The organism is Agrobacterium albertimagni AOL15 (genome assembly GCF_000300855.1).
Classification (GTDB): Bacteria; Pseudomonadota; Alphaproteobacteria; order Rhizobiales; family Rhizobiaceae; genus Allorhizobium; species Allorhizobium albertimagni.
In genome coordinates this window covers 73,063-99,977 of sequence record NZ_ALJF01000001.1, presented here as the reverse complement: position 1 = coordinate 99,977, position 26,915 = coordinate 73,063, and the positions used below count along the sequence as shown (strand labels likewise).

Annotated in this window: 25 protein-coding genes and 1 pseudogene; 15 read left to right on the top strand and 11 right to left on the bottom strand. The window is 58.8% G+C overall.

Features of this window, described 5'->3' with window-relative positions:
- Positions 1-115 precede the first annotated feature (115 nt).
- Together QWE_RS00455 and QWE_RS00450 are read right to left on the bottom strand one after the other, a co-directional pair.
- Positions 116-1,309 (bottom strand): GGDEF domain-containing protein, encoded by a 1,194-nt coding sequence (locus QWE_RS00455; protein WP_006724082.1) that lies wholly within the window; start codon positions 1,307-1,309, stop codon positions 116-118.
- Positions 1,310-2,111: 802 nt separating this feature from the next.
- Positions 2,112-2,300 (bottom strand): hypothetical protein, encoded by a 189-nt coding sequence (locus QWE_RS00450; protein ID WP_006724081.1) that lies wholly within the window; start codon positions 2,298-2,300, stop codon positions 2,112-2,114.
- Positions 2,301-2,749: 449 nt separating this feature from the next.
- Between QWE_RS00450 and QWE_RS00445 the strand changes: the two genes are divergently transcribed.
- On the top strand, positions 2,750-3,058 hold the full coding sequence (locus QWE_RS00445) for a DUF736 domain-containing protein (RefSeq protein ID WP_006724080.1): 309 nt from the start codon (positions 2,750-2,752) through the stop codon (positions 3,056-3,058).
- A 399-nt stretch (positions 3,059-3,457) separates the two neighbouring features.
- On the opposite strand, the gene QWE_RS00440 is transcribed toward QWE_RS00445, so the two are convergent.
- The 4 genes from QWE_RS00440 to traC form a co-directional block, all read right to left on the bottom strand.
- Positions 3,458-3,736, bottom strand: a complete 279-nt coding sequence (locus tag QWE_RS00440; protein WP_052018025.1) for a WGR domain-containing protein — start codon at positions 3,734-3,736, stop codon at positions 3,458-3,460.
- Between the two features lie 272 nt (positions 3,737-4,008).
- On the bottom strand, positions 4,009-5,913 hold the full coding sequence (traG, locus tag QWE_RS00435) for a Ti-type conjugative transfer system protein TraG (protein ID WP_040299151.1): 1,905 nt from the start codon (positions 5,911-5,913) through the stop codon (positions 4,009-4,011).
- Positions 5,900-6,115, bottom strand: a complete 216-nt coding sequence (gene traD / locus QWE_RS00430) for a type IV conjugative transfer system coupling protein TraD (protein ID WP_006724077.1) — start codon at positions 6,113-6,115, stop codon at positions 5,900-5,902. The genes traG and traD overlap by 14 nt, the downstream gene beginning before the upstream one ends.
- A 4-nt stretch (positions 6,116-6,119) precedes the next feature.
- Positions 6,120-6,416: a conjugal transfer protein TraC gene (gene traC, locus QWE_RS00425; RefSeq protein ID WP_006724076.1), complete on the bottom strand. Its 297-nt coding sequence runs from the start codon at positions 6,414-6,416 to the stop codon at positions 6,120-6,122.
- Positions 6,417-6,665: 249 nt separating this feature from the next.
- On the opposite strand from traC, the gene traA reads away from it, so the two are divergent.
- The 3 genes from traA to QWE_RS00410 all read left to right on the top strand — a co-directional run bounded on the left by traA (position 6,666) and on the right by QWE_RS00410 (position 11,699).
- A complete protein-coding gene (traA, locus tag QWE_RS00420) occupies positions 6,666-9,974 on the top strand; it encodes a Ti-type conjugative transfer relaxase TraA (protein WP_006724075.1) in 3,309 nt (1,102 codons plus the stop codon).
- Between the two features lie 80 nt (positions 9,975-10,054).
- The gene (gene traF / locus QWE_RS00415; protein WP_240532476.1) at positions 10,055-10,537 is read left to right on the top strand and encodes a conjugative transfer signal peptidase TraF; all 483 of its coding nucleotides are present in this window, start codon (positions 10,055-10,057) and stop codon (positions 10,535-10,537) included.
- Positions 10,527-11,699 carry a conjugal transfer protein TraB gene (locus QWE_RS00410; RefSeq protein WP_006724073.1) on the top strand — a complete coding sequence of 391 codons (1,173 nt, stop codon included), beginning with the start codon at positions 10,527-10,529 and terminating at the stop codon, positions 11,697-11,699. Before traF ends, QWE_RS00410 begins: the two co-directional genes overlap by 11 nt.
- A gap of 54 nt (positions 11,700-11,753) precedes the next feature.
- On the opposite strand, the gene QWE_RS00405 is transcribed toward QWE_RS00410, so the two are convergent.
- Positions 11,754-12,458, bottom strand: a complete 705-nt coding sequence (locus QWE_RS00405) for a helix-turn-helix transcriptional regulator (RefSeq protein WP_006724072.1) — start codon at positions 12,456-12,458, stop codon at positions 11,754-11,756.
- Positions 12,459-12,774: 316 nt separating this feature from the next.
- Between QWE_RS00405 and QWE_RS00395 the strand changes: the two genes are divergently transcribed.
- The 9 genes from QWE_RS00395 (at position 12,775) to QWE_RS00355 (ending at position 20,962) form a co-directional block, all read left to right on the top strand.
- Entirely contained in the window at positions 12,775-13,821 is a 1,047-nt protein-coding gene (locus QWE_RS00395; protein WP_006724071.1) for an ABC transporter substrate-binding protein, read from the top strand.
- A 4-nt stretch (positions 13,822-13,825) separates the two neighbouring features.
- Positions 13,826-14,728: an ABC transporter permease gene (locus QWE_RS00390; protein WP_006724070.1), complete on the top strand. Its 903-nt coding sequence runs from the start codon at positions 13,826-13,828 to the stop codon at positions 14,726-14,728.
- The gene (locus tag QWE_RS00385) at positions 14,725-15,528 is read left to right on the top strand and encodes an ABC transporter permease (RefSeq protein WP_006724069.1); all 804 of its coding nucleotides are present in this window, start codon (positions 14,725-14,727) and stop codon (positions 15,526-15,528) included. The genes QWE_RS00390 and QWE_RS00385 overlap by 4 nt, the downstream gene beginning before the upstream one ends.
- Positions 15,525-16,610, top strand: a complete 1,086-nt coding sequence (locus QWE_RS00380) for an ABC transporter ATP-binding protein (protein WP_006724068.1) — start codon at positions 15,525-15,527, stop codon at positions 16,608-16,610. The genes QWE_RS00385 and QWE_RS00380 overlap by 4 nt, the downstream gene beginning before the upstream one ends.
- Positions 16,611-16,750: 140 nt before the next feature.
- The gene (locus QWE_RS00375; RefSeq protein WP_006724067.1) at positions 16,751-17,617 is read left to right on the top strand and encodes a TauD/TfdA dioxygenase family protein; all 867 of its coding nucleotides are present in this window, start codon (positions 16,751-16,753) and stop codon (positions 17,615-17,617) included.
- 74 nt (positions 17,618-17,691) lie between these two features.
- Positions 17,692-18,345 carry an RraA family protein gene (locus QWE_RS00370; RefSeq protein WP_006724066.1) on the top strand — a complete coding sequence of 218 codons (654 nt, stop codon included), beginning with the start codon at positions 17,692-17,694 and terminating at the stop codon, positions 18,343-18,345.
- Positions 18,342-19,202, top strand: coding sequence for a carbon-nitrogen hydrolase family protein (locus tag QWE_RS00365; RefSeq protein WP_006724065.1), 861 nt, complete (start codon positions 18,342-18,344; stop codon positions 19,200-19,202). The genes QWE_RS00370 and QWE_RS00365 overlap by 4 nt, the downstream gene beginning before the upstream one ends.
- Positions 19,203-19,437: 235 nt before the next feature.
- Positions 19,438-19,794, top strand: coding sequence for a VanZ family protein (locus tag QWE_RS00360; protein WP_006724064.1), 357 nt, complete (start codon positions 19,438-19,440; stop codon positions 19,792-19,794).
- 271 nt (positions 19,795-20,065) lie between these two features.
- Positions 20,066-20,962, top strand: a complete 897-nt coding sequence (locus tag QWE_RS00355) for a DMT family transporter (RefSeq protein WP_006724063.1) — start codon at positions 20,066-20,068, stop codon at positions 20,960-20,962.
- Positions 20,963-21,397: 435 nt separating this feature from the next.
- On the opposite strand, the pseudogene QWE_RS25655 reads toward QWE_RS00355, so the two are convergent.
- Positions 21,398-21,826: pseudogene (locus QWE_RS25655) on the bottom strand (PIN domain-containing protein).
- 13 nt (positions 21,827-21,839) lie between these two features.
- On the opposite strand from QWE_RS25655, the gene QWE_RS00350 reads away from it, so the two are divergent.
- On the top strand, positions 21,840-22,100 hold the full coding sequence (locus QWE_RS00350) for a type II toxin-antitoxin system prevent-host-death family antitoxin (protein ID WP_006724062.1): 261 nt from the start codon (positions 21,840-21,842) through the stop codon (positions 22,098-22,100).
- Positions 22,090-22,512: a hypothetical protein gene (locus QWE_RS00345; protein ID WP_006724061.1), complete on the top strand. Its 423-nt coding sequence runs from the start codon at positions 22,090-22,092 to the stop codon at positions 22,510-22,512. Before QWE_RS00350 ends, QWE_RS00345 begins: the two co-directional genes overlap by 11 nt.
- A gap of 192 nt (positions 22,513-22,704) precedes the next feature.
- Here the strand turns inward: QWE_RS00345 and melA are convergent, their stop codons facing one another.
- Genes melA through QWE_RS00330 form a run of 3 tightly spaced genes read right to left on the bottom strand, consistent with a single transcriptional unit; the run spans position 22,705 to position 26,915 of the window.
- Positions 22,705-24,081 (bottom strand): alpha-glucosidase/alpha-galactosidase, encoded by a 1,377-nt coding sequence (melA, locus tag QWE_RS00340; protein ID WP_006724060.1) that lies wholly within the window; start codon positions 24,079-24,081, stop codon positions 22,705-22,707.
- 22 nt (positions 24,082-24,103) lie between these two features.
- Positions 24,104-25,771, bottom strand: a complete 1,668-nt coding sequence (locus QWE_RS00335) for an ABC transporter ATP-binding protein (protein WP_006724059.1) — start codon at positions 25,769-25,771, stop codon at positions 24,104-24,106.
- Between the two features lie 10 nt (positions 25,772-25,781).
- Entirely contained in the window at positions 25,782-26,915 is a 1,134-nt protein-coding gene (locus tag QWE_RS00330) for an ABC transporter permease (RefSeq protein ID WP_006724058.1), read from the bottom strand.

Here is a 26,915-nt window from a genome sequence, read left to right as displayed (position 1 = left end):
GGACCGCGGCCCGTCGGTTGCTCGGCAAGCCCTGTGGCTCGCAAATGTGGCGGGCTCGATAGTCTCGTGATGCTGGCTTGCGACTGGTGACCTACAAAGGTGACGTTACCCACGATCATGACCTTATCACCGGCCTCTGCGCGCCTTGCATCGAAGCCTCGGGCGCATCGCCACTTGCCAGTTCGACCCTGTTTCGGCCGCGGGTCTTGGCCGAGTAGAGGGCCTGATCTGCCTGCCGGTAAGCCGCCGCCAGCCCGTGCAAGGACGAGACCGCCGCGACGCCAAAACTTGCCGTCACCGCAATTCCAGGCGGCAGTGCGCGCAGCGGCATGGTGCCAAACTGCAGGCGCTGGGCCAAGTGAACGGCCGCAACCGTATCGCTGTGTGGAAGAAAAATGGCGAACTCCTCGCCACCGAGGCGACCGACCGCGCAGTGGGGAGGGGTCGTCACACGCAGATGCTCTGCAAAGGCCTCGATGACCGCGTCGCCGACATCGTGGCCAAAGCTGTCATTGATGCGCTTGAAATGATCGAGATCACACAAGATGATAGAATGCACGGCCTTTGGGTCATCGCCGAACAACCTGTCGACGCGACGGTGAAACCCGCGCCTGTTCAAGAGCCCCGACAGGAGGTCGATCTCCGACTCTGTCTTGTGCACATGCATGATTTCCAGAACAAGCTTGGCAAGCAGGGTCAATCCCACGGCAACCATCAAGACTGCCGTCAGGCTCTGAGATATCAGCGCATAACTGGTCCGAATATAGTCAGTTGCAACGGCCCCGGAACCGAAGATGACGGCGAGCCCGGCCTTGGCGAAGAAATGAAGGCCTGTTGCCATCAGCAACAAGGCCAGAAAGCGGTCGATGGCTGTCTGCCGACGCGCCTGTATGACGATCATGGCGCCAGCCAAGATCACAATGGCAAAGGGCCCCTGATAGAGAAATGCCTGCAACGGTGTTCCCCGCGGCAAGTCATAAATCAGATAGGCATTCGCAAGCGCGGCTGCGACGAATACGGCGGTGAGGCGCAATTCAATTCGCCGATTGTACATCTCCGCGATCGCAAGGCTTATCATGACCATGCCAGACAGGACTGTCGCAAAGGCTCCCAATGCCCAGAGTTTGGGTGGTCCCGCATAGGCTATAAGCAGCTCGCAGATTGCCGACAGCGAGGCGATCCCAAAGCCGATCCCGAGCAAGATGGCCGCCTTGCGGGATTGGCTGCGCCCGGCAACGACCATGAAGACGGCGGCAAACGATATGGCAACCACGAAGTTGACTACCAGGAAAAATGCCGCTCCGTTCATCGTCGTCGCCGTTGTTGTGGTTTCGTCTGCGACTATCTCGCGTCTTGCCGATAGCGCGCAAGTGTGAAGGATGTCCTCGTATTTTTGGTGCGAATGCTGACCTGCATGGGCCCATTCTTTCGGATGCCGGCAGAAGCGAGAACCATGTGTGCTCGCCGCGGCGACGAATTCACGCTATGGAGCACAATCTTCGTCGTCTCATCGCGCTCAACGTCGCCGGCTTCTGCGGCATCTGCTGTGTACTGCGCCTTATCAAATGGATCGTGATCAGTATTGGCCCTCGTGCAAGACTTGATCATGTGGCCCCGAAACTTTGCCGCGTTCAGATTTAATGTTCCATAATGCATATTATGCGATTTTAGATAAGCAATTGATATAAAACAATAATTAGTATGGACCCTGGCGCCTGCTCGAGGCAGGATTCGGTTGCCGTCCATTCAAGGCGGCCTAAAAGATAAGCCTCACTTGAAGCGCTGGCTATGGAGTGTCACGGCCTTTGGGTCTTGGAAACCTGGATCCGTCGGAATAGCATTGGGCTTCCGATCATGCCGAAATGCAGCATGCGCATGGCTGCAGTGCACAATAAATGTTTTCCAAATGGTCAAAATTCGGGCATCATGCCTCCAGTTGATGCGCAAGACGGATTTCCTCCCAGTGCCGTTGCATCGACTGTTCCCCTCTGGAGGCTTTTGCCTTCACAATTCACGGGCCGCGGCTTTATGCCGGCGGCCCTTTTTTTGGGCCTGGCTGCGGCTTCTCATGCGGCGGAAATCTCGAGAATTCGATAGCTGCGACCCAGCATTCAGGCGTGATCGTCATCACCGTTGGCCGCCTCTTGACCGGCATTCCGCTGGTCCCTTTCCTGCAGAACCCGAAGACCAATTGCTATGTCAGTATCCAGTCTGCCCCAGATCGACGGCTTTTGTGAATCGGGTTTGGGCTTTCTCGTCGGTTTGCGCTCAACGATGAACGGTTTGCTTTGCTGGCGCATCTGTCCTCCATGCTGCGATTCGCATGAACAACGATACCGCACTGCACAAGCGGGGCAAGCAGGCCCCGCTTGACGGATCTCGTGACCCCCAGCTGATGATACAGTTCTGGCGTTTCAGATGGGCTGGTGTGTCGAGGCTTTCATTTGCAAGGCCGGCGCGTTGTTGATCCTTGTCATAGTCGTTACGCAGTCTCAGGCGCTCATTCGCGGGCTCGATGAGGCATGTCTGACCGGAGAGCGGCTGCGCCTTGATCGTCTCCCCGCAACGGCCGGGTCCAGATTTCTTACCCCGTCAGGCTCCGCCTGCCTCCTCACCCACCAACAAATCTGCACCTTGCCGCCCTCCACTTCATTGCGGCCCTATAGGGTGCGGTCCGATCATCACCAGTCTTCGTGACAGCCATCGAGGCCGCGATGGGCGCGGCCCGAACACGAAAAGGAATAGGACAATGGCAATCATCGGCAACTTCACTGCAAACGAAACCGGCTTCACTGGCTCCATTCGCACTCTTGCCCTCAACGTCAAGGCACGCATTGCCCGCGTCGAGAACCCCTCCGACAAGGGCCCGCAGTTCCGCGTCTATGCCGGCAGCGTGGAATTCGGTGCAGCCTGGCAGAAGACGTCCGAACAAGGCCGCGACTACCTCTCGGTCAAGCTCGACGATCCGAGCTTTCCGGCCCCGATCTACGCAACGCTTGCTGAGGTCGAGGGCGAAGATGGCCTTCGGTTGATCTGGTCCAGGCAGAACCGGGATTGATCCACGGCATGAGGCTCCGCCCATCGGCGGGGCCTCATTGCAAATCCTGCGACCGGAGTGGAGTGCGACGCCCGTTCAAACGCCTCTTGGCTCGGCCAGACACCACCGAGCTCCGGAGGGGCTGCGCCGAATGACCCGTCCCGTTTGAGAGGATTGGTTCCGGCGCTGGCAGTGCGGCGGCGACCAAGAAGTTGGAAGAGGTGGCTCGGCGTTCCGGACCCGGGCTTGGCAACCGGGCGTCTTCCCGATCAGCTGGCCGATTGGCCAGAACTTCAGAAGAGAGAAGATCACTCTTAGCACGCGGGAAGATCTGCACTGAGAATGAGCCGGTCGTCAAAGTCGCAGTCGACTGGCAAACACCACAGGCACCCCGATGCAGACAGCTCTTCCCTTATCAATTTAGACGAGTTCTCGTCGAGCCATGTCTTTTTGACGTGCAACGCTGGAATAACCGCGCCTCTTCTTCCGACGCAGGAGATCGAGAAAGAGGATCACCGCTTCTCGTTCTGTTGCGAAATGATGGCTTGTTGTTTGGCCGTTCGTTCCGATACGTCCCCAACGTCGCGTCAGGCACGCTTCGCCAAACAGATTTGGCTCGATGGACATGGCATAAAAGCGAGCCATGTTTTTCGTGCGGTCGATCTTCTCGACATAGAGGTGATAGGCTTGAATGATCATGCTGGCATGATCGCGATTGGCGCATTCCCCGTCCAACGAGAGTTTTGAATCGGTCGACCGCGACTGATTCATTTTCGTGATGTCAGATGGGCTTTGCGCAGTTCTGCCTTGGCATCAAAAAAGCGGTGGCCGAATGGGCAAGAGACGGCTCATCCGGACTGTCGTCGATCCCGGTCACGATCTCCTATTGCACTGAGAAGAACAGCCGTGGGGGCAAGCTGATGCAGCTGGATGGACAAATGCGTCGGTCGCTGCGTCGGAAGGTCATGGGGCTATATCCCTGCCCTGCCTATGCGGGCTTTCATGTCTGGCCGCCGAAACCAGATGGCGCGGCCGCATCTCAGCGGCGGATTGCCGGCGGTGAAGACAATCTGCTCGTCCGCGCGCATCAGGAGAACTTCCTGGGGCTGTATCAACGGTCTGGGCGCCAGCTGCCTCGATCGTGTCCGCGATGATCCCCGCGGTTGGACGCTGCGACTGACCTGATCGACCTCGACCGTGGTCATGCCGCAGCGGCGAGATATGTATTCGGCGGTATCGGGGTCGTTGATGGCGGCAAAGCTGACCCAGCTGGCGCTCTCGAACCATTTGCTGGACGCGTCGCGCCCCCCATAGGTTTCGCGCAGCTGGCCGATCGACTGATAGATCATCGTCAGTGTTATGCCGTATTTTCGTCCGGCGTCTCGCGCGGTCTCAAGGATGCGCATATAGCCAAGCCTTGCAATCTCATCGAGCAGGAAGAGGGCCCTGCCCTCTATTGCGCCATCGCGATTGTAGATTGCGTTCAAAAACGAGCCGATTACCACACGCGCCAAACCAGCATGGGTCTCAAGCGTCTTCAGGTCTATGTTGATGAAGATATCCGTGTTGCCCGATGCGACGTCGCCGGTGCGAAACGTCGAGCCGGAGACCAGTGCTGCATAGTTCGGATAGGAGAGCCAATGGGTTTCCTTGATGGCATTGGCATAGACGCCGGAAAAGGTTTCCGGCGTCATGTTGACGAAGGCGGCGACGTTCTCTCTCACGAAGTCCGATCCGGAATTGTCGAAAATTTCCTGCAGGCGCTTGCGCAATTGCGGCTCGGGTTCAGCCAGATTGCTGCGTACCTGGCGGAGCGTCTGCTGTTCTTGCGGCGTGTGGCCCGACAGGCAGACATCGGCTATCATGGCGGTGAGAAGCTGCAGGCCGGACGAGCGGAAAAAGTCATCGCGGACGCCGCTTTCGCGACCGCTATCGCTCATGATCCAGGACGCGACCGATGCAATGTCTTCCTCCTTCGTACCACCGTATTGGCCAACCCAGTCGAGTGCATTGAATCCAGTTGCGGGACTGCGCGGATCCAGAATTCTGACCCGTCGGCCCGCCTGCTCACGATGTTTCGACACCAGGGGCGCGACTTCACGTGATGGGTCGAGCACGATGAGCGGACCGCCCCACGTCAGGGCCGTCGGGATGGTCACGGATGTCGTCTTGAACCCGCCTGATCCGGCAAAGATGATGCCGTGGGAAGAGCCAAACGATCCGTCGAAGCACAGCAGCGGAGACGTGCCACCGGCGCCCCATGTCTCCTTGTTGTCGGCACGAAACGAGATGGCGGCCACGCTGTCACGATCAACGCGATACCGCTCGCCAATTACGATGCCGCCGGTGTCTGGCAAGAGCTTCTGAGCTTTGGAAAGCTCCATCCAGTCAGCCTCGCCGTGAAGGGCACGCTTACCGGAGACGCGCTTGGGCGAAGCATGCTTGAAGGCGGCGTTGCCGCGCAGCGCCACCCGCATGGCAAAGCACCCGGACATGAGTGCTGCAGTCACGCCGACCATCGTCGCCTGATCAAGATGCGACATCGCCGATTGTCCCGCTGGCAGCTGTGAGGAGAGCATTGAAAGACGCCCGCCTTCTCTCAGGCTTGCCATCAAGATCACCATGGCGTTTCCGATTGCCGCACCAGTTCCCAAGACGCGAATGTTTGAGACACCTGCCGCCGCAAACAACAATGCAAGGCCGGAGGTCGCCGCTGTAAGGTAAGGGGCCGCGATCCCAATGCGCTCCAGGATGCGCTGAGCCTTTTCCGTTGTCCCGAGCCCGGCAATCGAGGTCTCGATACCGGTCATCGAAAAGAACACAGCACACATGAGCGCCGCGGGCATAATGACAATAGCAATCCTATTGGCCGTCATGTCCGAACGCCTTTACGCCAATCGCGGTCAATCTTGCGCGCTCGCGCTCGTCGGCCTTCAATCGCTCGTTCAGCTCGATGAGCGCGCCGAGTAGAAGCGCACGTTTTTCGAGCCGCAGACCGGCTTTGACGATCAGGCCGCCGAGCTCGATCTTGTCGCGCGTATCTTTCTTCCGGGCCTCAGACGTTTCTCCTCTTTTCATTCGCTCAAGCCTCGTCAAGGCGGCCTGAAGCCGGGCCAGTCGCGATCGTCTCGGGCTGCCCCCTACCCGCTCCGCTCTCGTTGGTGCCTTTCCGTGCAGTGGCGCTCGGCTTGCCCGCGTGAAACCGTTTCGCCAGATCTTCAAATGCCGCCTGAAGCGCGGTTTCGTCGGTCTCAATGTCGCCGAGTCCTGCCCGAACTGCGATGCGGCCGATACGTTCGGCTTCGCGGGTCTCTGCTGTCTTCAGCTGTTCCTGGAGCTTCGCGATCTCCTGGCGGATTTTTGAAGATGGCTTTTTCATCTCGTCGTTTCCCTTTCTCGAACACTGATGTCGCGAGACAGAGATTCTCAGAGCGTCGTGCCGAACGCACTACTGTGAATCCTCCAATCGCCAGAGCTGGTGTTTTTGTGAATGATCCCGGCCGTTCGAAGGACGGCTTCAAGGGCGCAATTATACGTCGCTGTTGCGACGCACTGCTCTCGGCTTGCGGCGCGGCCGCCCGTCTCTCGCGAACAGTTGGTTCTTCCGGTCGCTGGAGTGCATTGAGCAATGGTCGTCCCGCATCTCTCCGTCAGCATCGTTGCCCGGGGCTCCGGTCGCAGTGCCGTCCTGTCAGCCGCGTATCGGCACTGCGCCAAAATGGACTATGAGCGCGAAGCCCGGACGATCGATTACACCCGCAAGCAGGGTTTGTTGCATGAGGAATTCAATATCCCGGCCGAGGCGCCGGAATGGCTTCGTCGCATGGTCGCCGATCGATCGGTCGCACAGGCGTCGGAAGCCTTCTGGAACCGCGTGGAAGACTTCGAGAAGCGCTCGGATGCACAGCTCGCCAAGGATGTAACAATCGCTCTTCCGATCGAACTATCGGCGGCGCAGAACATTGAGCTCGTCCGTGATTTTGTAGCCAAGCACATCACTGCCCGGGGCATGGTGGCTGACTGGGTCTTTCATGATGCGCCTGATAATCCCCACATCCATTTGATGACGACGCTCCGGCCTTTGACCGAGGAGGGATTCGGCTCGAAGAAGGTGCCGGTCACGGGACCTGACGGCAAGGTTCAGCGCAACGATTGCGGCAAGATCGTCTATGCGCTTTGGGCCGGGGGTATCGCGGATTTCAACGCATTCCGAGATGGCTGGTTCGCATGCCAGAACCGGCATCTGGCGCTTGCCGGACTCGACATCAGGGTCGATGGTCGCGCCTTCCAGAAGCAGGGGGTCGAGCTTGCGCCGACGATTCATCTCGGCGTTGGCGCGAAGGCAATCGAGCGCAAAGCGGGAATAGATGGAGAGGCAGCCGCATTGGAGCGTCTGCAGTGGCAGGAAGAGCGTCGTATTGAAAACGCGCGGCGGATCGAGCGCAATCCTGCCCTCGTGCTTGATCTGGTCACTCGAGAAAAGAGTGTCTTTGAAGAACGCGATATTGCCAGGATCCTCAATCGTTATATCGACGATGCCAGCCTCTTCCAGAACCTGATGGTGCGCATCCTCGAACACCCAAAAACCTTGCGGCTGGACCGGGAGCGGATCGATTTTGCAACGGGTGTACGATCGCCGACGAAATACACGACACGGACCTTGATCCGTCTGGAAGCGGAGATGGCCAACAAGGCGATCTGGCTTTCTCAACAGTCTTCGCATGGCGTGCGCAGGCCCCTGCTCGAGGCGACATTTGCGCGCCACGAACAGCTCTCGGATGAGCAGAAAGCTGCCATCGAAGATGTTGCTGGAGCCAAGCGCATTGCTGCCGTGATCGGTCGTGCAGGGGCTGGTAAGACAACGATGATGAAGGCCGCGCGTGAGGTGTGGGAAGCCGCCGGGTATCGGGTTGTCGGTGCGGCCCTCGCCGGCAAGGCGGCGGAGGGTTTGGAGAGGGAAGCGGGCATTTCCTCCCGCACTCTGTCCTCTTGGGAGCTGCAATGGAGCAAGGGCCGCGGCCAGCTCGACAACAAGACCATCCTTGTCTTGGACGAGGCCGGTATGGTGTCGTCGCGACAGATGGCACGGTTTGTGGACGTTGTCTTGAGGTCAGGTGCCAAGCTCGTCCTCGTCGGCGATCCTGAACAGCTTCAGCCCATCGAGGCGGGCGCCGCCTTTCGTTCTATTACTGATCGAATTGGGTACACAGAACTCGAAACCATCTATCGCCAGCGTCAGCCATGGATGCGCGAGGCTTCACTCGATCTCGCGCGCGGCAATATTGGCAAGGCCGTCGAAGCCTATGAGGCCCGCGGCAAGATGATCGGGGCCGAGTTGAAGGCTGATGCGATCACCGATCTCATTTCCGATTGGGACCGTGACTACGATCAAGCCAAGTCGACCTTGATCCTGGCGCATCTTCGTCGCGATGTCAGGATGCTGAACGAACTGGCGCGCAATAGGCTCGTCGAGCGCGGCGTCATCCAGGCTGGTTTTCAGTTCAAGACGGCCGATGGTGTCAGGCGCTTTGCAGCCGGTGAGCAGATCGTCCTTCTCAAAAATGAGGGGTCGCTTGGCGTCAAGAATGGCATGCTGGCAAAAGTGGTGGAAGCGGGTCCCGGGCGGCTTGTGGCAGAGATCGGCAAGGGTGAGCACCGCGCCCAAGTCTTGGTCGAACAGCGCTTCTATAACAATGTCGACCACGGCTATGCGACGACCATTCACAAAGCCCAGGGCGCGACAGTCGACCGGGTCAAGGTGCTGGCATCTCTCTCGCTTGATCGCCACCTGACCTATGTCGCCATGACACGTCACCGCGAGGATCTTGACGTCTATTACGGCCGTCGATCCTTCGCCAAGGCGGGCGGCTTGGTCGAAACTCTTTCGCGCAAGAATTCGAAGGAAACGACGCTCGATTATGCCGGCGGCAGCATCTACCGTCAGGCGCTGCGTTTCGCTGAAATTCGTGGGCTTCATATCGCCAAGGTCGCCAGGACCATCGCGCGTGATCGTCTGACATGGACGGTACGGCAGAAAGATAGGCTCGTCGCGCTCACCGGCCGGCTTGCGGTCATCGCAACGCGGCTTGGTTTTTCGCCCCCGATCGGCAAGACGGCTTACCCTGCAGCTGAGAAGGTGAGGCCGATGGTGGCCGGGATTTCCATTTTTCCAAAGTCGATCGATGAGGCTGTCGAGGAAAAGCTTGGCGCTGATCCGGCTCTCAAGAGGCAATGGGAAGAGGTCTCGATGCGCTTCACCTATGTCTATGCGCAACCCGAAGCGGCATTCAATGCGGTGAATGTCGATGCGATGCTAAACGACCGGGCAATGGCGGCAAAGACGATTTCAAGACTCGCAGCTGAACCTGAGGCGTTCGGCGCGCTCAAGGGCAAGACCGGGTTCTTCGCCAGCCGGGCCAGTAAATCGGACCGGGCTCGAGCGCTCAAGAACGTGACACCGCTGGCCGACAGCCTGAGGGACTATCTGCGTCAGCGTGGCGCCGCCGAAAGGAGACAGCAGGCCGAGGAACTGGCAGTTCGCAGACAGGTCGCAACTGAAATACCTGCCCTATCGGCCCGAGCGGCAAGCGTGCTGGAGCGCATCCGTGACGCCATCGACCAAAACGATCTGCCGGCGGCTCTCAAGCATGCGTCGGGCGATGGAAACGTAAAAGCCGAACTCGAGGCATTTGTCGAGGCAATCTCCAAGCGCTTCGGGGAGCGAACATTCCTGCCGATTTCCGCAAAAGACGCCAGCGGTGCGGTGTATCGGCGCATAACGTCGGACATGAACGCAGTGCAAAGGAGCGAGGTCGCGCAAGCCTGGAACAGCATGCGGACGGCTCAGCAGCTGTGGACCCATCAGAGAGCGGTGACGGCGCTGAACAAGGCCGAGGCCATGCATCGGACGAAATCGCAAGGGCTCGGGCTCAAATGACGGAGGTGAGGAAGAAGGCGACACCGGTTGGGTGCAACCGCCGCCGCGCGTTGGTCTTGCTGTGCGCCGTGGTGGCGACGATGTTTGCTGGGATGATTGGTCTTGGCGTCGCAGGGTTCAGGATCAATCTCACACCGAGTGAAGCCCTTGGCGTCTGGCGCATCCTGCCGCTCGATCGCAAGGTCGAGATCGATGACCTTGTCTTCGTGTGTGTACCAGCTACTGACGCCATGCGCGCGGCGCTCGAGCGTGGCTATCTTCGCCGGGGTCTGTGTGCCGGCGGCTTCGCGCCGCTGATCAAGACGGTCGTTGCGAGATCGGGTCAGCGCATCAAGATCGAGGATCAGGTTCGCATTGACGGCCAGGTTCTCCCGCACTCAAGGCTTCAACCAAGAGACGCTCGAGGCCGGCAACTGATGCCGTTTGCTGGCGGTACAATCCCGCCGGGATCCGTCTATCTGCACTCGGATTTCCCCGCATCCTTCGATTCCCGCTATTTCGGGCCCCTTCCGGCCAACAATATTCTCGGCCTGGCGAAGAAGGTGTGGACCTATGCACCATGATCATCTGCGTGCATCTTCGCTTTTGCTGGGCTCGGTTGCAGCAGGGTGGCTCGGCTGGAGCGGCGACCTCCTTTCACTTTCGCTTGCAGCTGGTTTCCCGCTCCTCTGGTCGCATGCGAGAACGAGGGCGCAAGCGTTGACCGTTTCTGCCACCTATTTCATGAGTGCGTCGCGGGGTCTGCCGCAGGGCGTGGCCAATTATTATGCGTCAGACATCTGGCCTGGTCTGCTCCTCTGGCTGATTGCTTCTACCGGCTTCGTCCTGGTGCACACGGCGCTCTGGACCGATCGTTCTGGTTGGCGAAAACCACTTCGCTTCCTGATCGCCTGTGTGATTATGGCCGTTCCTCCCCTGGGAATACTGGGTTGGGCTCATCCGATCACGGCAGCGGGTGTTCTGTTTCCAGCCTGGGGTTGGTGGGGATTGCTGGCGATGACGCTCATTCTCTTGCTCATGACCATGCGGCATTGGCTCATAGCCGTGATTGTCTCTGCAGGATTTTGGCTCTCATCATCCGCTATCGCGACCGAGAGTGCGCAGCCAGCTTTGTGGCACGGAATTGATCTGAAAATGGGTGTCTCGCTTGGTCGGGATCAAAGTCTGGAGCGACAAGGCGCCTTGATGGCAATCATTCACCGCTCTGTCTCGCACCATGCCTCTCGAACCGTTGTCGTCCTCCCGGAAAGTGCGCTTGGCTTCTGGACGCCGGCCATTGCTCGTCTGTGGCAAAGAGAGCTGTCAGGGACGGCGATCACTGTGATCGCTGGCACGGTGGTCGTTGACGCCGACGGCTACGACAATGTGCTGGTTTCGTTGAATGCGTCCGGCAGCGCCATTGTGTATCGTCAACGGATGCCGGTCCCTGGCTCGATGTGGCAGCCCTGGCTTAAGGCCCTTGGCGATCGCGGGGGCGCTCGGGCGCATTTCTTTGCCAACCCGGTCGTTGATGTCGACCAAACAAGGATCGCCCCCTTGATGTGCTATGAACAACTCATCGTCTGGCCTGTCATTCAGTCCATGCTGCATGATCCAGATTTGATTGTTGCGCCTGGCAATGTCTGGTGGACCCGTGGCACCTCGATGATGGATATCCAACGTGCGAGTGCCAAGGCATGGGCGCGCCTCTTTGGCAAACCCCTCATCATGGCGTTCAACCAGTAGCCAAGATGAACTTCCGATATCATTGGCGAAGTCGGCGAGAGTTCACCTGGATCGTCAGATGAGCTTCATGTCTTTTGCGTTTGCCACCAGTTGCGCGACCGTGGCTGCCCCGAGTTTAGAGCGTGCGGTGTCCAGATAGGACTGAACGGTCCGGTGCGACAGCTGTGTGAGTGTCCCCGTTTCGATGGCGGTTTTCCCCTTGGCTGCCCAGATCAGGCAGAGGCGTTCACGTGAAGACAGCGGCCTGGCAGGGACTTGGGGCACGGTTTGTCGGAGCTCCTTCAGGCGGTGATGAAGCTCCATCAGAAGGGGGACACCATCGCTCAAATCTAGGGTCCCAGGTCTCCAGTAATCGCCTTGAGAACTTGCAAAGCTCAAGATGAGCTGGCGGTCAAAACTCGTCCTGGCTGAGATCGCCAGGCCGTGGGTGATGCCGTGCGCAATGGCATCGCTCGCGAAATTGCGCAACTTGGTGTCCCTGGAATGAAGCCAGCCGGTGGCCGACCATATGAAGGTGCCACTGCTGCGTTTCGCCTGACGGACGACGGGGTCGAGGCAAGCAAGATCGTTTTTAAGGTAATAGTTGTGCCAGTCTGTCGGAAAGGTGCCGAAATAGTCTCGGCTGAACCCTTCAAGACCAAGATAGGCGTGATAGTCGAAACCATTACAGTTCGCAAAAGACGTCAGAGCTTGCGAGAGGGCGCTGTCACAGACTGCTGCGTCCAGGCAGTCAAGAAGCATCCGAAACTGCATGACCATGGTGGACCCTTTCCTATGCAGCCCACCGAGCCAGTCGGCTCAGCGATGTTTGTTGGCCGGCAGAGTCTTCCACGAATTCATCCGTGATGCGACGTGGGCTTGGGGTACAAATCTGCGCAATTGGGTAGCAGCCTTCGCCAGCTTGTCGACGTCTCCACTTCTTGGCACGGTTGCCAGAGTGGAGCATGACATGGCGGATATGGACGTGATCATTTGTTCTTTCACGACGATGAATCTGCCGCCTTCGATATTAGACCCCCTGTGCTCGCCGCTGCATCTTTTGGTTGGGAACAACCAGAAGAGAGCGAGAACTGCCATGGATATGCGACGTGTGATCGTCGGTCTTTTTCCGTTGATTGGTTTTGTGGGTGGTGCCGGTTCGGTTGCTGCGGATCAGCTCGTGCTGAACAGCTATGGCGGACCCTATGAGGAGATCATCCGTTCACGGATTATCGAGCCGTTTGAAGCCGAGACGGGTATTCGTGTTGTGTATGATGCTGTCGGCTCATCCTCGCAGGATTATGCAAAAATCAAGGCAACGGGTGGCAAGCCAGGCTTCGACGTCGTCGTGATGACGGCCACCCAGGCTTTGCAGGGATGCAAGGACGGTCTGCTGGAAGAACTGCCGAGTGACGTGATCAAAGAACTGGCTCATCTGTCTTCACGTCTTGCGGACGCGGCCGGGCCTTGTGGCGCTGTGCATGAAGTCCAGTACATGTCGCTGCTCTATCGGACCGATCACATCGAGGGCGTACCGTCGTCATGGAGCCTGCTCCTCGATCCTGCCCTGTCGCGTCGGGTGATCCTGCCGACCTTTCAGAACGTCATGGCGGTCAATCTCCTTCAGGTGATGTCCGTCATGAATGGCGGCGGACTGGTCGACAATCTCGATCCAGGTTTTGCCGCCATGGCTGCTATTGCGCGCCAGTCGATCGGCTTCGAGCAGTCCTCGGCACTGCTTGAAAGCTACATCAAGGACGGCTCGGTCTGGGCCATGCCGTTCTGGAACGGACGGGCGCAGCTGCTGGTGGATTCCGGTGCACCCGTCGAATATGTCCGGCCCTCGGAAGGCACGATCCCGTTGATTGCGACGCTCAGCGTGCCCGTCGGTGCTGAAAACAAGGAAGCGGCCTATCGCTTCATCGACTTCTTCCTTCGAAAATCCAGCCAGGAGGCCTGGGTCGCAGGCTATCGTGTCGGCAGCGCTCGCACGGATATCGATGTCCCTGACGAGCTTCGTGATCGCCAGATCACTGAGGCAGAGCTCGATCAACTGCATCTGCCCGACCTTTCCGTGATGGCCGAGCGCATGCCCGAATGGTCTCAGCGCTGGGACCGCGACGTCGTTCCGGCGGCGAGGTAATCCCATGGCCAACACTGTTTCTCTTGTCCTGCCGGCGAGGCATTCGCCGGCAGTCGGGCCAGCGCATATCTATCTTGCGCTCTCCCCTTCTGTTTTCATGCTGCTGATCTTCTTTGCGCTTCCCATGGGCATGATGATCGGGCTCAGTTTTACCGATCCGGTATCCGGTCTGCCGTCACTGGCGAGCTATCAGCGCTTCTTGACCGATGGGCTGTCGCTTCCTGGCATTCTTCGGACAGTGAGTATGTCGCTGTGCGTGGCGGTCTGCGTCACGGTGCTTGGCTATCCCGTTGCCTATTATCTGGCGCGGGCCAGGGGGCGGACGCGTGCGCTGGTCTTCGCCTTGGCGCTGGCACCCGAGCTTGCGGGTGTCGTTCTTCGCACCTATGGCTGGCTGATCATTCTGGAAGATCGCGGCTTCATCAATGACGCGCTTTTGCATCTTGGGCTGATTGCCTCTCCCCTGCCCTTGTCGAAGAACATGTTCGCGGTCGTCGTCGGCCTCACCCATGTGGTCCTGCCCTTCGGCATCCTGTCCCTGATGACCAGCATTCAGGGCATCGATCCCAATCTGGAACGGGCAGCGCAAGTGCTGGGTGCTTCGCGTGCAAGCGTCATGCGCCATGTCGTGCTGCCGCTTTCCTTACCCGGCATCATCAGTTCACTTTTGATCGCCTTCACCATGGCAGCCAGTGCCTATGCCACCCCTGCCCTGCTGGGCGGTGCAGGCTTCAAGGTCATCGCGACGATGATCGCCGAGCAGGTGCTGTTTTATGTCAACTGGCCGTTTGCGGCCGTCATGGCCAACGTACTTTTCCTGATGATGCTCGGGGTGTCCTATCTCGGGATCCGCTTTGAGGCACGTCGACGCATCAGGCTGAGTGGCCGGGGAGGAGTGACGTCATGAACCGGGTTTCCAGTTTCCTGTTTTGGGTCGCGCTTGTGGCGGTGCTTGTCTTCATCACCTTGCCGATCATCGTTGTTCTTGCTGCCTCGTTCAGCCCGACCTCCGAGGTGACACTCGATCCGCGCGCCTGGACGTTTCGCTGGTATGGGGATCTCCTCCATCCACGTTGGCTTGAACCTTTCTGGCTGAGCGTCAAGATTGCCGTCATCGTCAGTGCGATCAGTGGATTGGCGGGACTTATGGCGGCCTACGCCATCGTTTTCGAGCGCTTCCCGAAGAGCGATGTCGTCATGTCCTTCCTCCTGTCTCCGCTTTCGGTACCGCAGATCGTCAAGGGTGTGGCGGTTGTCCTGTTCATCTCGCAGCTTGGGCTGCAGCAGTTTCTCGGGACGGAAGCCCTGATTGCCGCTCATGTGGTCCTGACATTGCCCTTCGTCACCCGCATGGTGGCCGGATCGATCGCCAATTTCGACCGGGGGCTCGATCAGGCGGCCCAGATCTTAGGCGCAGGTCGCTTTGATCGGTTGCGCTTTATCCTGCTGCCTCTGATCAAGCCGGGGCTTTTGTCGGGCGTCACCTTCGCCTTCATCATTTCCTTCAACAACATTCCACTGTCCGTCTTCCTGGTCCGGCCGGGAGACACCACGCTGCCGATCAAGGTGATCAATCACCTGGAATACAGCCTCGATCCGGTCATGGCGGCCGTCAATGTCGCCTCGATGATCTTCATCCTGGCGGCCATCTTCATTTTTGAGAAAATCGGCGGCTTTTCCGCCCAACTGCATGGGGGAAGCAAATGACTGCTCTCGACATCGAACTGCAATCCGTCACGAAATCCTACGGCGCCGTACCTGTTGTCCGGGATCTCAGCCTTTCTGTCCCGCGGGGGGAATTCGTCAGCATTCTGGGCCCATCCGGCTGCGGCAAGACCACGACCCTCAACATGATCGCTGGCTTTGCGTCGCCGTCTTCCGGGGACATCAGGATCCGCGGCAAGAGCCAGGTGCGCGTCTCGCCCGAGCACCGCAATATCGGCCTCGTCTTCCAGAATTATGCGCTTTTCCCGCATATGACCGTGGCCGAAAATGTTGGTTTCGGTCTCAAGATGCGCAAGGTGCCAAAGATAGAGGTGGCGGGCCGCATCGCCGAGGCTTTGGAAAGCGTGCATCTCTTAGGTTATGCCGAGCGCTATCCCCGCGAGCTCTCCGGAGGCCAGCAGCAGCGCGTAGCTCTTGCCCGGGCGATTGCACCACGTCCCTCTGTTCTTCTTCTCGATGAGCCTTTGTCCAATCTCGACCTGAAGCTTCGCGAAGCCATGCGCATCGAATTGAAAGAGATCCAGGCCGCACTGGGCATGACCTTCGTCTATGTCACCCATGACCAGGAAGAGGCCATGGCCATGTCCGACCGAATTGTCGTGATGTGGGGCGGAGAAATCGCGCAAGAAGGCAGACCGGGCGAGATTTATCGCAATCCGAAGTCCCGTTTCGTCGCGGATTTCATTGGGCGGTCGAACCTGATCCCCTTTTCCTCCTGGAAGGCGTCCCTGCACGGAACCGAGGTGATGCTCGATCACAGTGGGCTGACGTTGATTTCGGCGAAGAAGAAGGTGACGCCTGAGACCGGCTTCATCTGTATTCGTCCCGAAAATCTCCATCTGATGACAGAGGCCGACGCGCTCTCCGCTTCCGTAAACCGGCTTTCGGGGCGCTTGCGACGAATTGTCGATCTCGGCGCCCAGCTGGAGCTTACGGTCGAACTGGCGCCCGGGCTTTCTGTCGCGCATGTTCTGACTTCCTCTCAGGCCGACGATCTGCCCGAGCTTGGCGCAGTGCTGCACATGGTGGTGGCGCCTGAGGATGTGCAGCTGCTTTCCCATTGAAATTGCAAATGATCGGCCGCGCCAATCAATCGTGGCCGATCACTATTGGAGCGCCGGGCAAGCTCCGGCCTAGGGTTTGACAACGGCTGATTGCCGTATCGGTTGAGGGCCTCCTCACCGCATCTCAAGGAGACAGGACCATGATGCTCAAGGAAAAGATCCACGCGACGCAAAACTCCACCAATGTCTGCGCCGAAGTCGAGGGATTTGATTTTCAGAATTATGATGACCGGGACATCGCGGAGCTGCGCAGGCTTTGGCTCGAATATGGTGTGCTGCGATTCAAGCGCACGCACATCTCCGACGCCGATCAGGTGCGTTTTTCCCGGCATTTCGGGGACTTCGTCATCCATCCCAAGCAGTTGCAGGAGGGCGGGCATCCGACCCACCCCGAGATCCTCGTCATCTCGAACCAGATGAAGGACGGCAAGCCGAGCGGTGCACTCGGCAATAGCGAGGCCACCTGGCATACCGACACCTGGTTCTACGAGCGTCCGCCGGCAGGGGCGATCCTGAGGGCTATCCAGGTCCCGCCTTCAGGTGGAGACACCTACTTCCTGTCCACCTATCTCGCCTATGAGAGCCTGCCAGAGGCGCTGAAGATGGCCATCACGGGCCGGCAGATCTTCTTCCAGAATGTCTATGACAAGACCGGCAAGCTCCGCCTCAACAAGCAGGAGCCGACCAGCAAGGATTTTCGGGAATGGGATGGGGTGGTGCATCCGCTGGTCCGCACCCATGGCGAGACCGGACGCAAGGCGCTTTATCTCGGGGGCACGATCGAGGGCGCCTGGATCGTCGGCATGCCGCAGGACGAGAGCTTCAGCTTGCTCGAGGAGCTTTGGGCGCACACCACCGGCCAAGGCGACATCTTCGTCCAGACCTGGGAGGAAGGCGACATCATGATGTGGGACAATCGCTGCACCATGCATCGGCGTGATGGCTTCGACCCCAATACGATCCGGATCATGCATCGCACAACCACCTCGGGCGAGCGCCCGGTCTGAGTGGGCAAGTGTGAGTGGGCAAGTCTGAGTTGCCCAATCCGGGTAGCGGGGAAATGCGAGAGCAGGAGATGACGATGCTGACAGACTACCAGGTGGAACCCAACCAGCCTCCTTTGTCGAAGGCGCTCATTGACCTGCTCTCGCAGACCGAGACGGCCACGATCGGACATGTCGAACATCTCGGCTTCGTCGGTGATGCCATAGTGCCGCTCATGCCTGCGCGCGTGTCAGGCCAGGCGCTCACCGTTGCTGCACCCGGCCGAGACGGCGCTGTGATCTACAAAGCCATCGACCTTGTACAACCCGGCGACATCCTGGTCATCTCTCGGGTCGACCGGGACGATATCGCCTGTGTCGGTGGTGGCGTTGCCCTTGCTGCGAAAGCGCGTGGGGCCGCAGCCATCATCATCGACGGGCCGGCAACCGATCTCGAGGAGATCGTATCGGTGGGCCTGCCTGTCTGGTGCCGTGGTCGCTCGTCGCGCACCACCAATCGCAAGATCGCAATCGGCGGCTCGATCAACGTGCCAATCGCCTGCGGGGCCGCCGCCGTGCTTCCAGGCTATGCCGTGCTCGCCGATCACGAAGGGGTCTTCGTCGCCGAGCGGCAACGCATGGAGGCACTCGCCCGCTTCGCCATCGAGCGCCAGAAGCGTTCGCTACGTTTGCGGGCTCATCTGGCCGACGGCCTTTCCATCTTTGATTTTGAAAGTGAGCCAGTTGCATGAACATCGCACTCATCCAGATGAACTCGCAGCCGGATCGATCGGCCAATCTCGCCCAGGCTCTGCGTTTGATGCGCGACGCCTGTGCTGGGGCAAAGCCCGATCTCCTGGTCTTGCCGGAGCATTTCGACTGGACCGGTGGGACGCCGGAGGAGAAGCGGCAGGCTGCTGATCTGGCGCCCGGCGGTGAGGCCTATGAAATGGTTCGGACCTTTGCCCGCGAGGCCGGTGTCGCCATTCATGCCGGCAGCCTGTTGGAGCGTCGTTCGGATGCGAGCACGATTTTCAACACTTCTGTGGTCTTTGATGCGTCAGGGACGGAGATTGGCCGCTATCGCAAGATCCATCTCTTCGACATCACGGCACCAGACGGCAAAGTCTATGCTGAGTCAGCCGTGGTCGCAGCGGGAGATGGGCTGCTTGTCTATGCGATAGGTGGGTTCAGGGTCGGTTGTGCGATCTGTTATGATCTGCGCTTTTCTCGGCTGTTTGATCAGCTGGCAGGGTTGGATGTCGATCTGATCATCCTCCCAGCCGCCTTCACGCAGCAGACGGGTAAAGATCACTGGGAGGTCTTGTGCCGAGCCAGGGCGATCGAATTTCAGTGTTACTTCGTGGCTTGTGGCCAGTGTGGCAGTTACCGTGCTCCCAATGGTGAGGAGCGGGTGATGTTCGGGCATTCCACGGTGGTCGATCCCTGGGGACGTGTGATTGCAACGGCGGATCGGGAGATCGGCGTCATCAATGCTGTGCTCGACCGGACAGTGGTCGACAGGGTGCGTGAGATGATCCCGATGGCCGAGCATCGGCGCGATCTCAGGTCGATGTCGGTCGTGTCTACTTCGATGGATCGATCGTAGGCCGTCGGGTTGAGGCGGCCAGGGGCAGATTCGATCTACAAATCAAGCTGGTCGTTGCGCCTCGAGCGGGGCCACGCCGGATGCGCAATACTGCCCGGCATCGGCAGAGGGTGATCGAGCCCGAATGCCGTCCGAGCGTAGGTCAGCCTTATCCATAGCCGTACTGTCTGGGTGGCTTTCATCGCCGCCTGTTCCCTTTCCTTGCGGCCGGCACCCTTGTTGCTATCATGGATTGATGACCATTCGCAGAATCGTTCGTTTTGCCGCCTGGACGGGGTTGGCCCTCATCGTCTTCGTCACGGTGGTACCGATTGAGGCGAGACCACCCACCATCACCTCGAACAATCTCGATCGTGCGCTCGCTTTTCTCGGGATGTCGGCGTTGTTTGTCATCGCCTATCCGCGCCGGGTCCTTTCCATCACCGTCGTGCTTTTCTTCGCCGCGTTCGTGATCGAGCTGGTTCAGTTCGCCTCCAAGACGCGACACCCTCAGTTTCAAGATGCCGTGGTCAAGGCGCTCGGTGTGCTTGTCGGGGTCGCTGCCGGCTGGTTCACCAACTTCCTGTCGCGCAATGCTGCGAAGTCGCTTTAGACTGTCGGCGTGAAACGGGCCGGACAATTGTCACCCTTGAGCCCAGCATGATGTTCTGGGACCAACTCAACCGGATCAGGGCAGAGATTGGCTCGATATCGGCACGATCACCCTCCGAACACGTTTGGTTGGCGCCTTGCTTGTGGATGCGCGTTTTTCGTTGTCGCACTCTCTCGTTACCGCTCCTATCCACCTCCTGCACCCTTTGATGCTGATACCAACGCCCCGATTCCAGTTTGGGCACAGCAACCATCGACGCGAAGGATAAAGAGTGAGCGCAGTTTCTGAGAATCCTCCTTTTGGCATTGCCTTGCGGATCTTGTCCGGTTGTCTCTTTGCCGGCATGTCAATCTGCATAAAGGCGATATCGACCGAGGTACCCGTCGGAGAAATCGTCTTCTTTCGCTCTGCATTTGCACTGATCCCGCTTGTGATCTTTCTCTGGATCCGCGGTGAGTTCCCGCATGGTCTCTCGACAAGGCGACCTTTGGGACATCTTCTTCGCTCAAGCCTGGGTGCCGCCGCGATGTTTGCGTCATTCGCTTCAATTGCGAGACTGCCCCTCGCGGAAGCAACGCTGCTCAGCTACCTGTCGCCGACATTCACCAGCATCGCGGGCGTTCTCCTGTTGTCGGAACGGGTGACGGTCTGGCGCGTCGGCGGTGTCGTTTTAGGGCTCGCAGGCGTTCTCATCCTGGTCTGGCCTGAAATGGGCAGTACGGATTTCAGCGGCGATCGGATATGGGGCTATGTCTTTGGACTGCTGATGGGTGTGCTTACTGCCTTTGCGCTAATCATGGTGCGCAGCCTCAGCCGGACAGAGAATCCGGGCGCCATCGCCTTCTACTTCGTCATCGCCTCCATGCTCGGCGGCATTGCATCCATTCCTTTTGGCTGGATGGCGCCGGACATGTATCAGCTCATCATGCTTGTTCTTGCGGGGCTGTTCGGAGGTTTTGCGCATATCGCCATGACATTGGCGTTCCGGCACGCTGAGGCTTCGTTGCTCGCGCCTTTCGAGTATCTTGCAATCACGTGGCCGATACTCGCCGACCTGCTCTTGTTCGATGTGCCTTTGTCCCACGCCTTCCTGAGCGCGCTTCCACTTGTTCTCGGCGGTGCGGCGATGGCCGCAGTCGATGGCCGGCGTCGACGTGTTGAAAGCTAAGTCGAGCGAAGGGGTTTTCGGTTCGAAAAAGCCTGGCTCATTATGAGACGTAGCTGCCCCATTCGGGCGAAGGTCGTGCAGAGTTAGTGAACCGCACAAGGTGCAGCCCGGTAAAGAGCGCCCATTGCGTTGAAGGGGAATGCGCGGCGGCGTCGAGTCGCGGGTGACCTAATGGATGTCGGCCAAGGCGGGGTAATGCTGAAGTTCCACGAAGCTTCGATGAAGGACGGAGCGATCCTCCGCTACTCACAGTTCTTGTGAAGGGTTGATACTTTCCCGCCGACCGGATTGCCGATTTCGAGAGGCCCTATACCGAACGCGGTCGGTGACCGGACGCCTCTAGGGCTAGTCGCGACCTTCAGCTGCTCAGGGACACGACGGCGTTGTCCTGCCGAGTTCGCAGAGACAATTTTCAGGCACTCGGCTTGCGGTTCCTCAGGCGCGCCACGGGTCCACGAGGACAACGCCGGTTCCCTGGAAGTCTTTAATGTTGCGTGTAACGACCACGAGCCCGTGCACGACTGCAGTGGCCGCGATGAGGGCATCAGCTTCATTTCGGCGATCCGGAACATGCAAGTGCGCACATCGCGTCGCAACTGCTCCATCGGTGGCAATGATGCGCTGGGCGAACTCCGGGCAAACTCGGCTATCTATCCAGGTCCGTAAGCGAGCGCCCTAGTCAATATCACGTCTCTGAACGGAGAGTATCACGCGCTCAAGCTCCAGAATCGTTATGACAGATATTGAGTGAGATGCTTGATCTCCCGGTCGTATCACCTCAAAGGGAGATGACACCCATTCGACGCGACGACTGGCGAATTTCTTGCGAATCCAGAAAATATGGATAATATGGAAGTCACCAATCGGAGTCTTAGCTATGCGCCAGTTCACGACAGGTGATCTTAACAAACAAGTGGGCGACGTCACCGACGCTGCCAGCCGTGAGCCGGTGGTCCTAACTAAGCACAGGAAACCGCGCTTTGTCCTGATGAGCTACGATCATTATGAGCGTTTACGCACCGGCGGCGATACCCGCACTGCTCATCAAACAGCTGAAATGCCAAAGCAACATATAGACCTGTTTGAGGCGGAGATCGATCGGCTGTCGCGTGGCGAAGGCTATGGCGATGAGTCGTGATTTTCTTCCCGGTCAAGTCATTGCTTACCCATATCTCTGGGCCTGGCAGAACGAGCGTGGAGAGACGGAAGGCCGCAAGTCGCGCCCGACCTGCGTGGTCGTTGCGGTCCGCGGGGCGACAGACGGTCTCACGCATCTTGCGCTGCTTGCGGTCACGACCCAGCCTCCGCAGCCAGATCGCGCCGCGATCGAAGTTCCTGAAACAGAAGCGCGTCGAGCCGGATTGAGCGACTTGAAGCGCTGCTGGGTGATAGTCGATGAGTATAACTACGACGTTGCAGAACGATCCTGGTACATCGAGCCGGATCAGAATGTTCTCGGCCGATTTAGCAAGGCATTCATGATGAAGATCGCGTCGTCATTCGGTGCAGCATCTGGAAAATCGGGACGCCGGGTCAATCGACTAGACTAAGTTTTACGGTGCTGAAGGCTGACGTGACCAAACGCAGAGGATTATACCCTTGATGCTACCGCAGACCAAGGGATAAGGCGCTCCGGGTTGGTTGAAGGCGAGAATTATCCGGAGCCTCTAGACGGTGCAGACCCTACCAAGAACCCGCCGCAACTCCGGCGCTGCGGCGAATGGCTCGATCGATCTGATTGATCAGCTTGCCTTTGCCCGTCGGTAAGCGCTTCCCTGCGTCCATTCGGGAAGCCAGGGGCTGTGCGCTGTCAAAAGGTCCTCGGTCAGCGACCAGATCTGGTCGAGATCGAGTTCGGCGGCCGTATGCGGATCCATCATCGCGGCGTGGAAGATGTGCTCTCGGTTTTCCGTCATCAGTGCCTGGACCGTCAGTTCCTGGACATTGATATTGGTGCGCATCAAAGCCGTCAGCTGTGGAGGAAGATCACCAACATAGGTGGGCTGGATGCCGTTGTGATCGACCAGGCACGGCACTTCAGCGGCACAATTGGCCGGCAGAGACGTGATGCAGCCGTTGTTGCGGAGGTTCCCGTAGATCACCGAGGGCTCGCCGGTCCAGACCGAGTTGATGATGGATGACGCATATTCCTTCGACTGCTTGACCTCGATCTTGTCGGCCAACCGATAGGCTTCCGCCTGGCCTTGCCACCGTTCGATCTGCTCGATGCAGCGTTTCGGATATTCATCCAGCGGAATGCCGAACTTCTCGATCAGGTCCTCACGGCCTTCCTTGATGAAGTAAGGCGTGTATTCAGCAAAGTGCTCCGAGCTCTCGGTGACAAAATAGCCAAGCCGCGTCAGCATCTCGTAGCGCACCTTGTTGGGGCAACGGGGGTTCCAGCCCGGCTTGGGCGCCCTGCCCTCCCGGTAGGCCCGGATGAGATCTGGATAGAGATTGCGGTAGCTGCCATCCTTCTGCCGATGCTCGAATTCGAGGAAGAAGGCCATGTGATTGATGCCGGCGGAGCGGTAGCGGATCTCCTCGTAAGGGATCTCCAGATCCTCGGCGAGTTCCATTGCGGTCCCCTGGACGGAGTGGCAAAGTCCGACCTGTCGAATGCTTGGATACTTCTCCGCAATCGCCCAGGTGTTGATCGCCATCGGGTTCACATATTGCAGCAGGATGGCGTTCGGGCAGACAGACAACATATCCTCGCAGATCTTCCACAGATGCGGGACAGTGCGCAGGCCGCGCATGATGCCGCCAACACCCAGGGTATCGGCAATTGTATGGCGAAGGCCGTATTTCTTGGGTACCTCAAAATCAGTAACGGTGCAGGGCTCATAGCCACCAATCTGGAAGGCAACGACGACGAAGTCGGCATCTTCTAGAGCTTGGCGCTGATCGGTGTAGGTCTTTGCCCTTGCAGAGACGCCGAGCGAGGCGATCAGCTTGTTGACGACGATCGCGCTTTCCTCGAGCCTCTGCGGATTGATGTCCATCAGCGCGATACTCGCATCGGCAAGGGCCGGACGCTGCAACACGTCACCGATGATGTTTTTCATGAATACGGTTGAACCGGCACCGATAAAGGTGATCTTGGGATGTTTTGCCATGTGGTTTCTCCGAAATGGGCAATCAGGCGATGTCGAACGCGGCCCGCACAAGCCGCTTGGTGTAGTCGGTTCGTGGGGAGGTCAGCACGTCCTCGACCTTGCCTTCCTCCACGATCTGTCCGCTCTGCATGACGATCACGCGGTGGCACAGCGCGCGCACCACCTTCAGGTCGTGGGAAATGAAGAGATAACTGAGCCCTCGTTCATCCTGCAGCTTGCGCAAAAGTTCGATGATCTGCGCCTGGACCGACAGATCGAGAGCCGATGTCGGCTCATCGAGCAGGATGAATTCCGGTTCCAGCGCCACGGCGCGGGCGATCGCAATGCGTTGACGCTGGCCACCAGAAAACTCGTGTGGAAAACGCGACAGGATATTCATCGGCATGCCTGAGGCAGAAAGTGCGTCCTGCACACGCGCGAGGCGGTCGGCGCGGGAATGGCCAATGCCGTTGACGACGAGGCCCTCCTCGATGATCTGGCCAACCGTCATGCGCGGATTGAGAGACGCAAAAGGGTCCTGAAACACGATCTGCATGCGTGACCGCAGCGGCCGCATCCGTGCGCGCGAGCGTCCGTCAATCCGTTCTCCGTCGAACTGGATGTCTCCGGCGAGCGGCTGGTTCAGTCGCAGCAAAGCCTGTCCGAACGTGGTCTTTCCAGATCCGGATTCACCGACGATGCCAAGGGTTTCGTGGCGGCGGAGCGTGAGGCCCAGTCCATCGACCGCCACAAGTTCGCGCAGGTCCGGTTTGAACAACCCGCCATGCCGCATCATGAAACTGACCCGCACACCCTTGGCCGTCAAAATCGTCCCGGCGCCTTCGGGCAGCGGTGCAGCCTTGCCCTGCGGCTCGGACGCCAGGAGCTTTCGCGTGTAGGGATGGCGTGGATTGGCAAAGATTTCAGCCGTCGTATTGTGCTCCCGCATCTCGCCATATTGCATCACGTAGACGTAATCGGAGAATTTGCGAACGATGGTCAGGTCATGGGTGATCAGCACCACAGCCATGCCCCGCTCCTGTTGGAGCGCGCGTATCAGGTTGAGGATTTGTGCCTGCACCGTCACATCGAGTGCCGTTGTCGGCTCATCCGCGATCAGCACGTCCGGATCATTGGAAAGCGCCATGGCGATCATGACACGCTGGCGCTGCCCGCCTGAAAGCTGGTGCGGATATTGCTTCAGCCGCGCCTCGGGTTCGGGGATCTGCACCTGTTTCAAGAGCTCGAGCGCCCGCGCCTCGGCCTTTGATTTCGAGATCTTGGAGTGAACCCGGATCGCCTCCACGATCTGGCTGCCGATGGTATAGAGCGGATTGAGCGAACTCATCGGCTCTTGAAAGATCATCGAGATGCGGTTGCCGCGAAGAGCCCTGCGCGCGCCTGGAGAAAACTTGAGAATATTGTCGCCGTTGAAATTCACACTTGCGGCAGGCGCAACCTTGGCCCGCTTGGACAAGAGGCCCATCACGGTGCGGGCCGTGACGGATTTTCCCGAACCGGATTCCCCGACGATCGCGATGGTCTCTCCGCGATAGAGCTGAAACGAGATATCCTTCACAGCCTCGACGGTCCCGTGCTCGACCTTGAAGGTGACACCGATATTGCGGGCGTCGATGATCGGGGCTTTGTCGCGGCCCTCATGGTCGAAGCGGACCGGTGGTGCATAGGCATTGTTGAGTGGTGCAGCCATGATCGGCTCCTCAATAAGGGTCGACGGCATCGCGCAGACCGTCGCCCAGCGCATTGAAGGCAAAGACGGTCACAAACACAAAGCCGACGGGTGCCAGGATCCAGGGATAGGATCCGATCACCGAATAGGTGGCGGTATCCTGCAGCATCAGACCCCAGGAGATGAGAGGTGGCTTCACGGCAAAGCCGAGGAAGCCGAGGAAGGATTCCAGAAGCACGACCGTCGGGATATGCAACGTGACGGCTACAATCACATGGCTCATGACATTCGGCAGGATATGCTGGAAAATGATCCGCGTATCGGTGGCACCCACGGCCATGGCGGCCCGGACATATTCGATACGGGCAAGAGCAAGCGTCTTGCCACGTACTTCGCGTGACATCTGTGCCCAACCAAGCGCGGACATGACCACGACGACGAAGCCTAAGAATATATGGGTCGGTGCGGTGACCGGAATGAGCGAGGTCAAAGCCAGGTAGAGTGGCAGCTGCGGAAAGGCGAGCACCACTTCGACGAAACGCTGGATCCAGGCGTCGGCGGTGCCACCGTAATAGCCGGAGACAAGGCCGACACTGGTCCCGACCACGGTGATGATGAAGACCACCGAAAGCGCAATGGCAAGCGAAATGCGCGAGCCGTGAATGGCTCTCGAAAGCACGTCTCGCCCGAATTTATCGGTGCCTAAGAAATGCACCGGCGTGCCGTCCGTAGTGGCGAAGAAGCGGCGCTCCATGGGGATGAGACCAAAGAGCCGGTATTCGCTGCCGCGCACAAAGAAACCGAGGTAATGCGGATTGGCATAGTCAGGGCCGACGATGGGCTGGAACGTGATCGGGTCAAGCTCATCCGTCTCCGCCATGCCGTAGACGCGTGGAAAGATCGAGTAATTGCCATCCTGATCGCTGAAGCTGATCGTCTGCGGCGGAGAAAAGCTCTGGTAGGTTTCGCGCGGCCCAAGCGGCGACAGGAACTCCGCAAAGATCGCCATCAGCACCAGAAGGATCACCAGGATGAAGCCGATCATACCCGTGAAGGAACGGCGAAAGCGGCGCCAGACCAGGGCGGCATAGCTTTCGTTTCTGTGGCCTCGCTCATTGTGTGCAGCGGCGATGGCATCGGTATCTGTTTCGTTCAGCGTCAACAT

What these genes read in the sequence shown, in the direction of transcription:
- QWE_RS00370 (WP_006724066.1), top strand. Translation starts at nt 17,692, where the DNA reads ATGCTGACAGACTACCAGGTGGAACCCAACCAGCCTCCTTTGTCGAAG.
- QWE_RS00445 (WP_006724080.1), top strand. Translation starts at nt 2,750, where the DNA reads ATGGCAATCATCGGCAACTTCACTGCAAACGAAACCGGCTTCACTGGC.
- melA (WP_006724060.1), bottom strand. Translation starts at nt 24,081, where the DNA reads ATGGCAAAACATCCCAAGATCACCTTTATCGGTGCCGGTTCAACCGTA.
- QWE_RS00350 (WP_006724062.1), top strand. Translation starts at nt 21,840, where the DNA reads ATGCGCCAGTTCACGACAGGTGATCTTAACAAACAAGTGGGCGACGTC.
- QWE_RS00375 (WP_006724067.1), top strand. Translation starts at nt 16,751, where the DNA reads ATGATGCTCAAGGAAAAGATCCACGCGACGCAAAACTCCACCAATGTC.
- QWE_RS00380 (WP_006724068.1), top strand. Translation starts at nt 15,525, where the DNA reads ATGACTGCTCTCGACATCGAACTGCAATCCGTCACGAAATCCTACGGC.
- traG (WP_040299151.1), bottom strand. Translation starts at nt 5,913, where the DNA reads ATGACGGCCAATAGGATTGCTATTGTCATTATGCCCGCGGCGCTCATG.
- QWE_RS00390 (WP_006724070.1), top strand. Translation starts at nt 13,826, where the DNA reads ATGGCCAACACTGTTTCTCTTGTCCTGCCGGCGAGGCATTCGCCGGCA.
- traA (WP_006724075.1), top strand. Translation starts at nt 6,666, where the DNA reads ATGGTCGTCCCGCATCTCTCCGTCAGCATCGTTGCCCGGGGCTCCGGT.
- traC (WP_006724076.1), bottom strand. Translation starts at nt 6,416, where the DNA reads ATGAAAAAGCCATCTTCAAAAATCCGCCAGGAGATCGCGAAGCTCCAG.
- QWE_RS00440 (WP_052018025.1), bottom strand. Translation starts at nt 3,736, where the DNA reads ATGATCATTCAAGCCTATCACCTCTATGTCGAGAAGATCGACCGCACG.
- QWE_RS00365 (WP_006724065.1), top strand. Translation starts at nt 18,342, where the DNA reads ATGAACATCGCACTCATCCAGATGAACTCGCAGCCGGATCGATCGGCC.
- QWE_RS00450 (WP_006724081.1), bottom strand. Translation starts at nt 2,300, where the DNA reads ATGCGCCAGCAAAGCAAACCGTTCATCGTTGAGCGCAAACCGACGAGA.
- QWE_RS00405 (WP_006724072.1), bottom strand. Translation starts at nt 12,458, where the DNA reads ATGGTCATGCAGTTTCGGATGCTTCTTGACTGCCTGGACGCAGCAGTC.
- QWE_RS00395 (WP_006724071.1), top strand. Translation starts at nt 12,775, where the DNA reads ATGGATATGCGACGTGTGATCGTCGGTCTTTTTCCGTTGATTGGTTTT.
- QWE_RS00385 (WP_006724069.1), top strand. Translation starts at nt 14,725, where the DNA reads ATGAACCGGGTTTCCAGTTTCCTGTTTTGGGTCGCGCTTGTGGCGGTG.
- QWE_RS00410 (WP_006724073.1), top strand. Translation starts at nt 10,527, where the DNA reads ATGCACCATGATCATCTGCGTGCATCTTCGCTTTTGCTGGGCTCGGTT.
- QWE_RS00455 (WP_006724082.1), bottom strand. Translation starts at nt 1,309, where the DNA reads ATGAACGGAGCGGCATTTTTCCTGGTAGTCAACTTCGTGGTTGCCATA.
- traF (WP_240532476.1), top strand. Translation starts at nt 10,055, where the DNA reads ATGTTTGCTGGGATGATTGGTCTTGGCGTCGCAGGGTTCAGGATCAAT.
- QWE_RS00360 (WP_006724064.1), top strand. Translation starts at nt 19,438, where the DNA reads ATGACCATTCGCAGAATCGTTCGTTTTGCCGCCTGGACGGGGTTGGCC.
- QWE_RS00330 (WP_006724058.1), bottom strand. Translation starts at nt 26,915, where the DNA reads ATGTTGACGCTGAACGAAACAGATACCGATGCCATCGCCGCTGCACAC.
- QWE_RS00345 (WP_006724061.1), top strand. Translation starts at nt 22,090, where the DNA reads ATGAGTCGTGATTTTCTTCCCGGTCAAGTCATTGCTTACCCATATCTC.
- QWE_RS00335 (WP_006724059.1), bottom strand. Translation starts at nt 25,771, where the DNA reads ATGGCTGCACCACTCAACAATGCCTATGCACCACCGGTCCGCTTCGAC.
- traD (WP_006724077.1), bottom strand. Translation starts at nt 6,115, where the DNA reads ATGAAAAGAGGAGAAACGTCTGAGGCCCGGAAGAAAGATACGCGCGAC.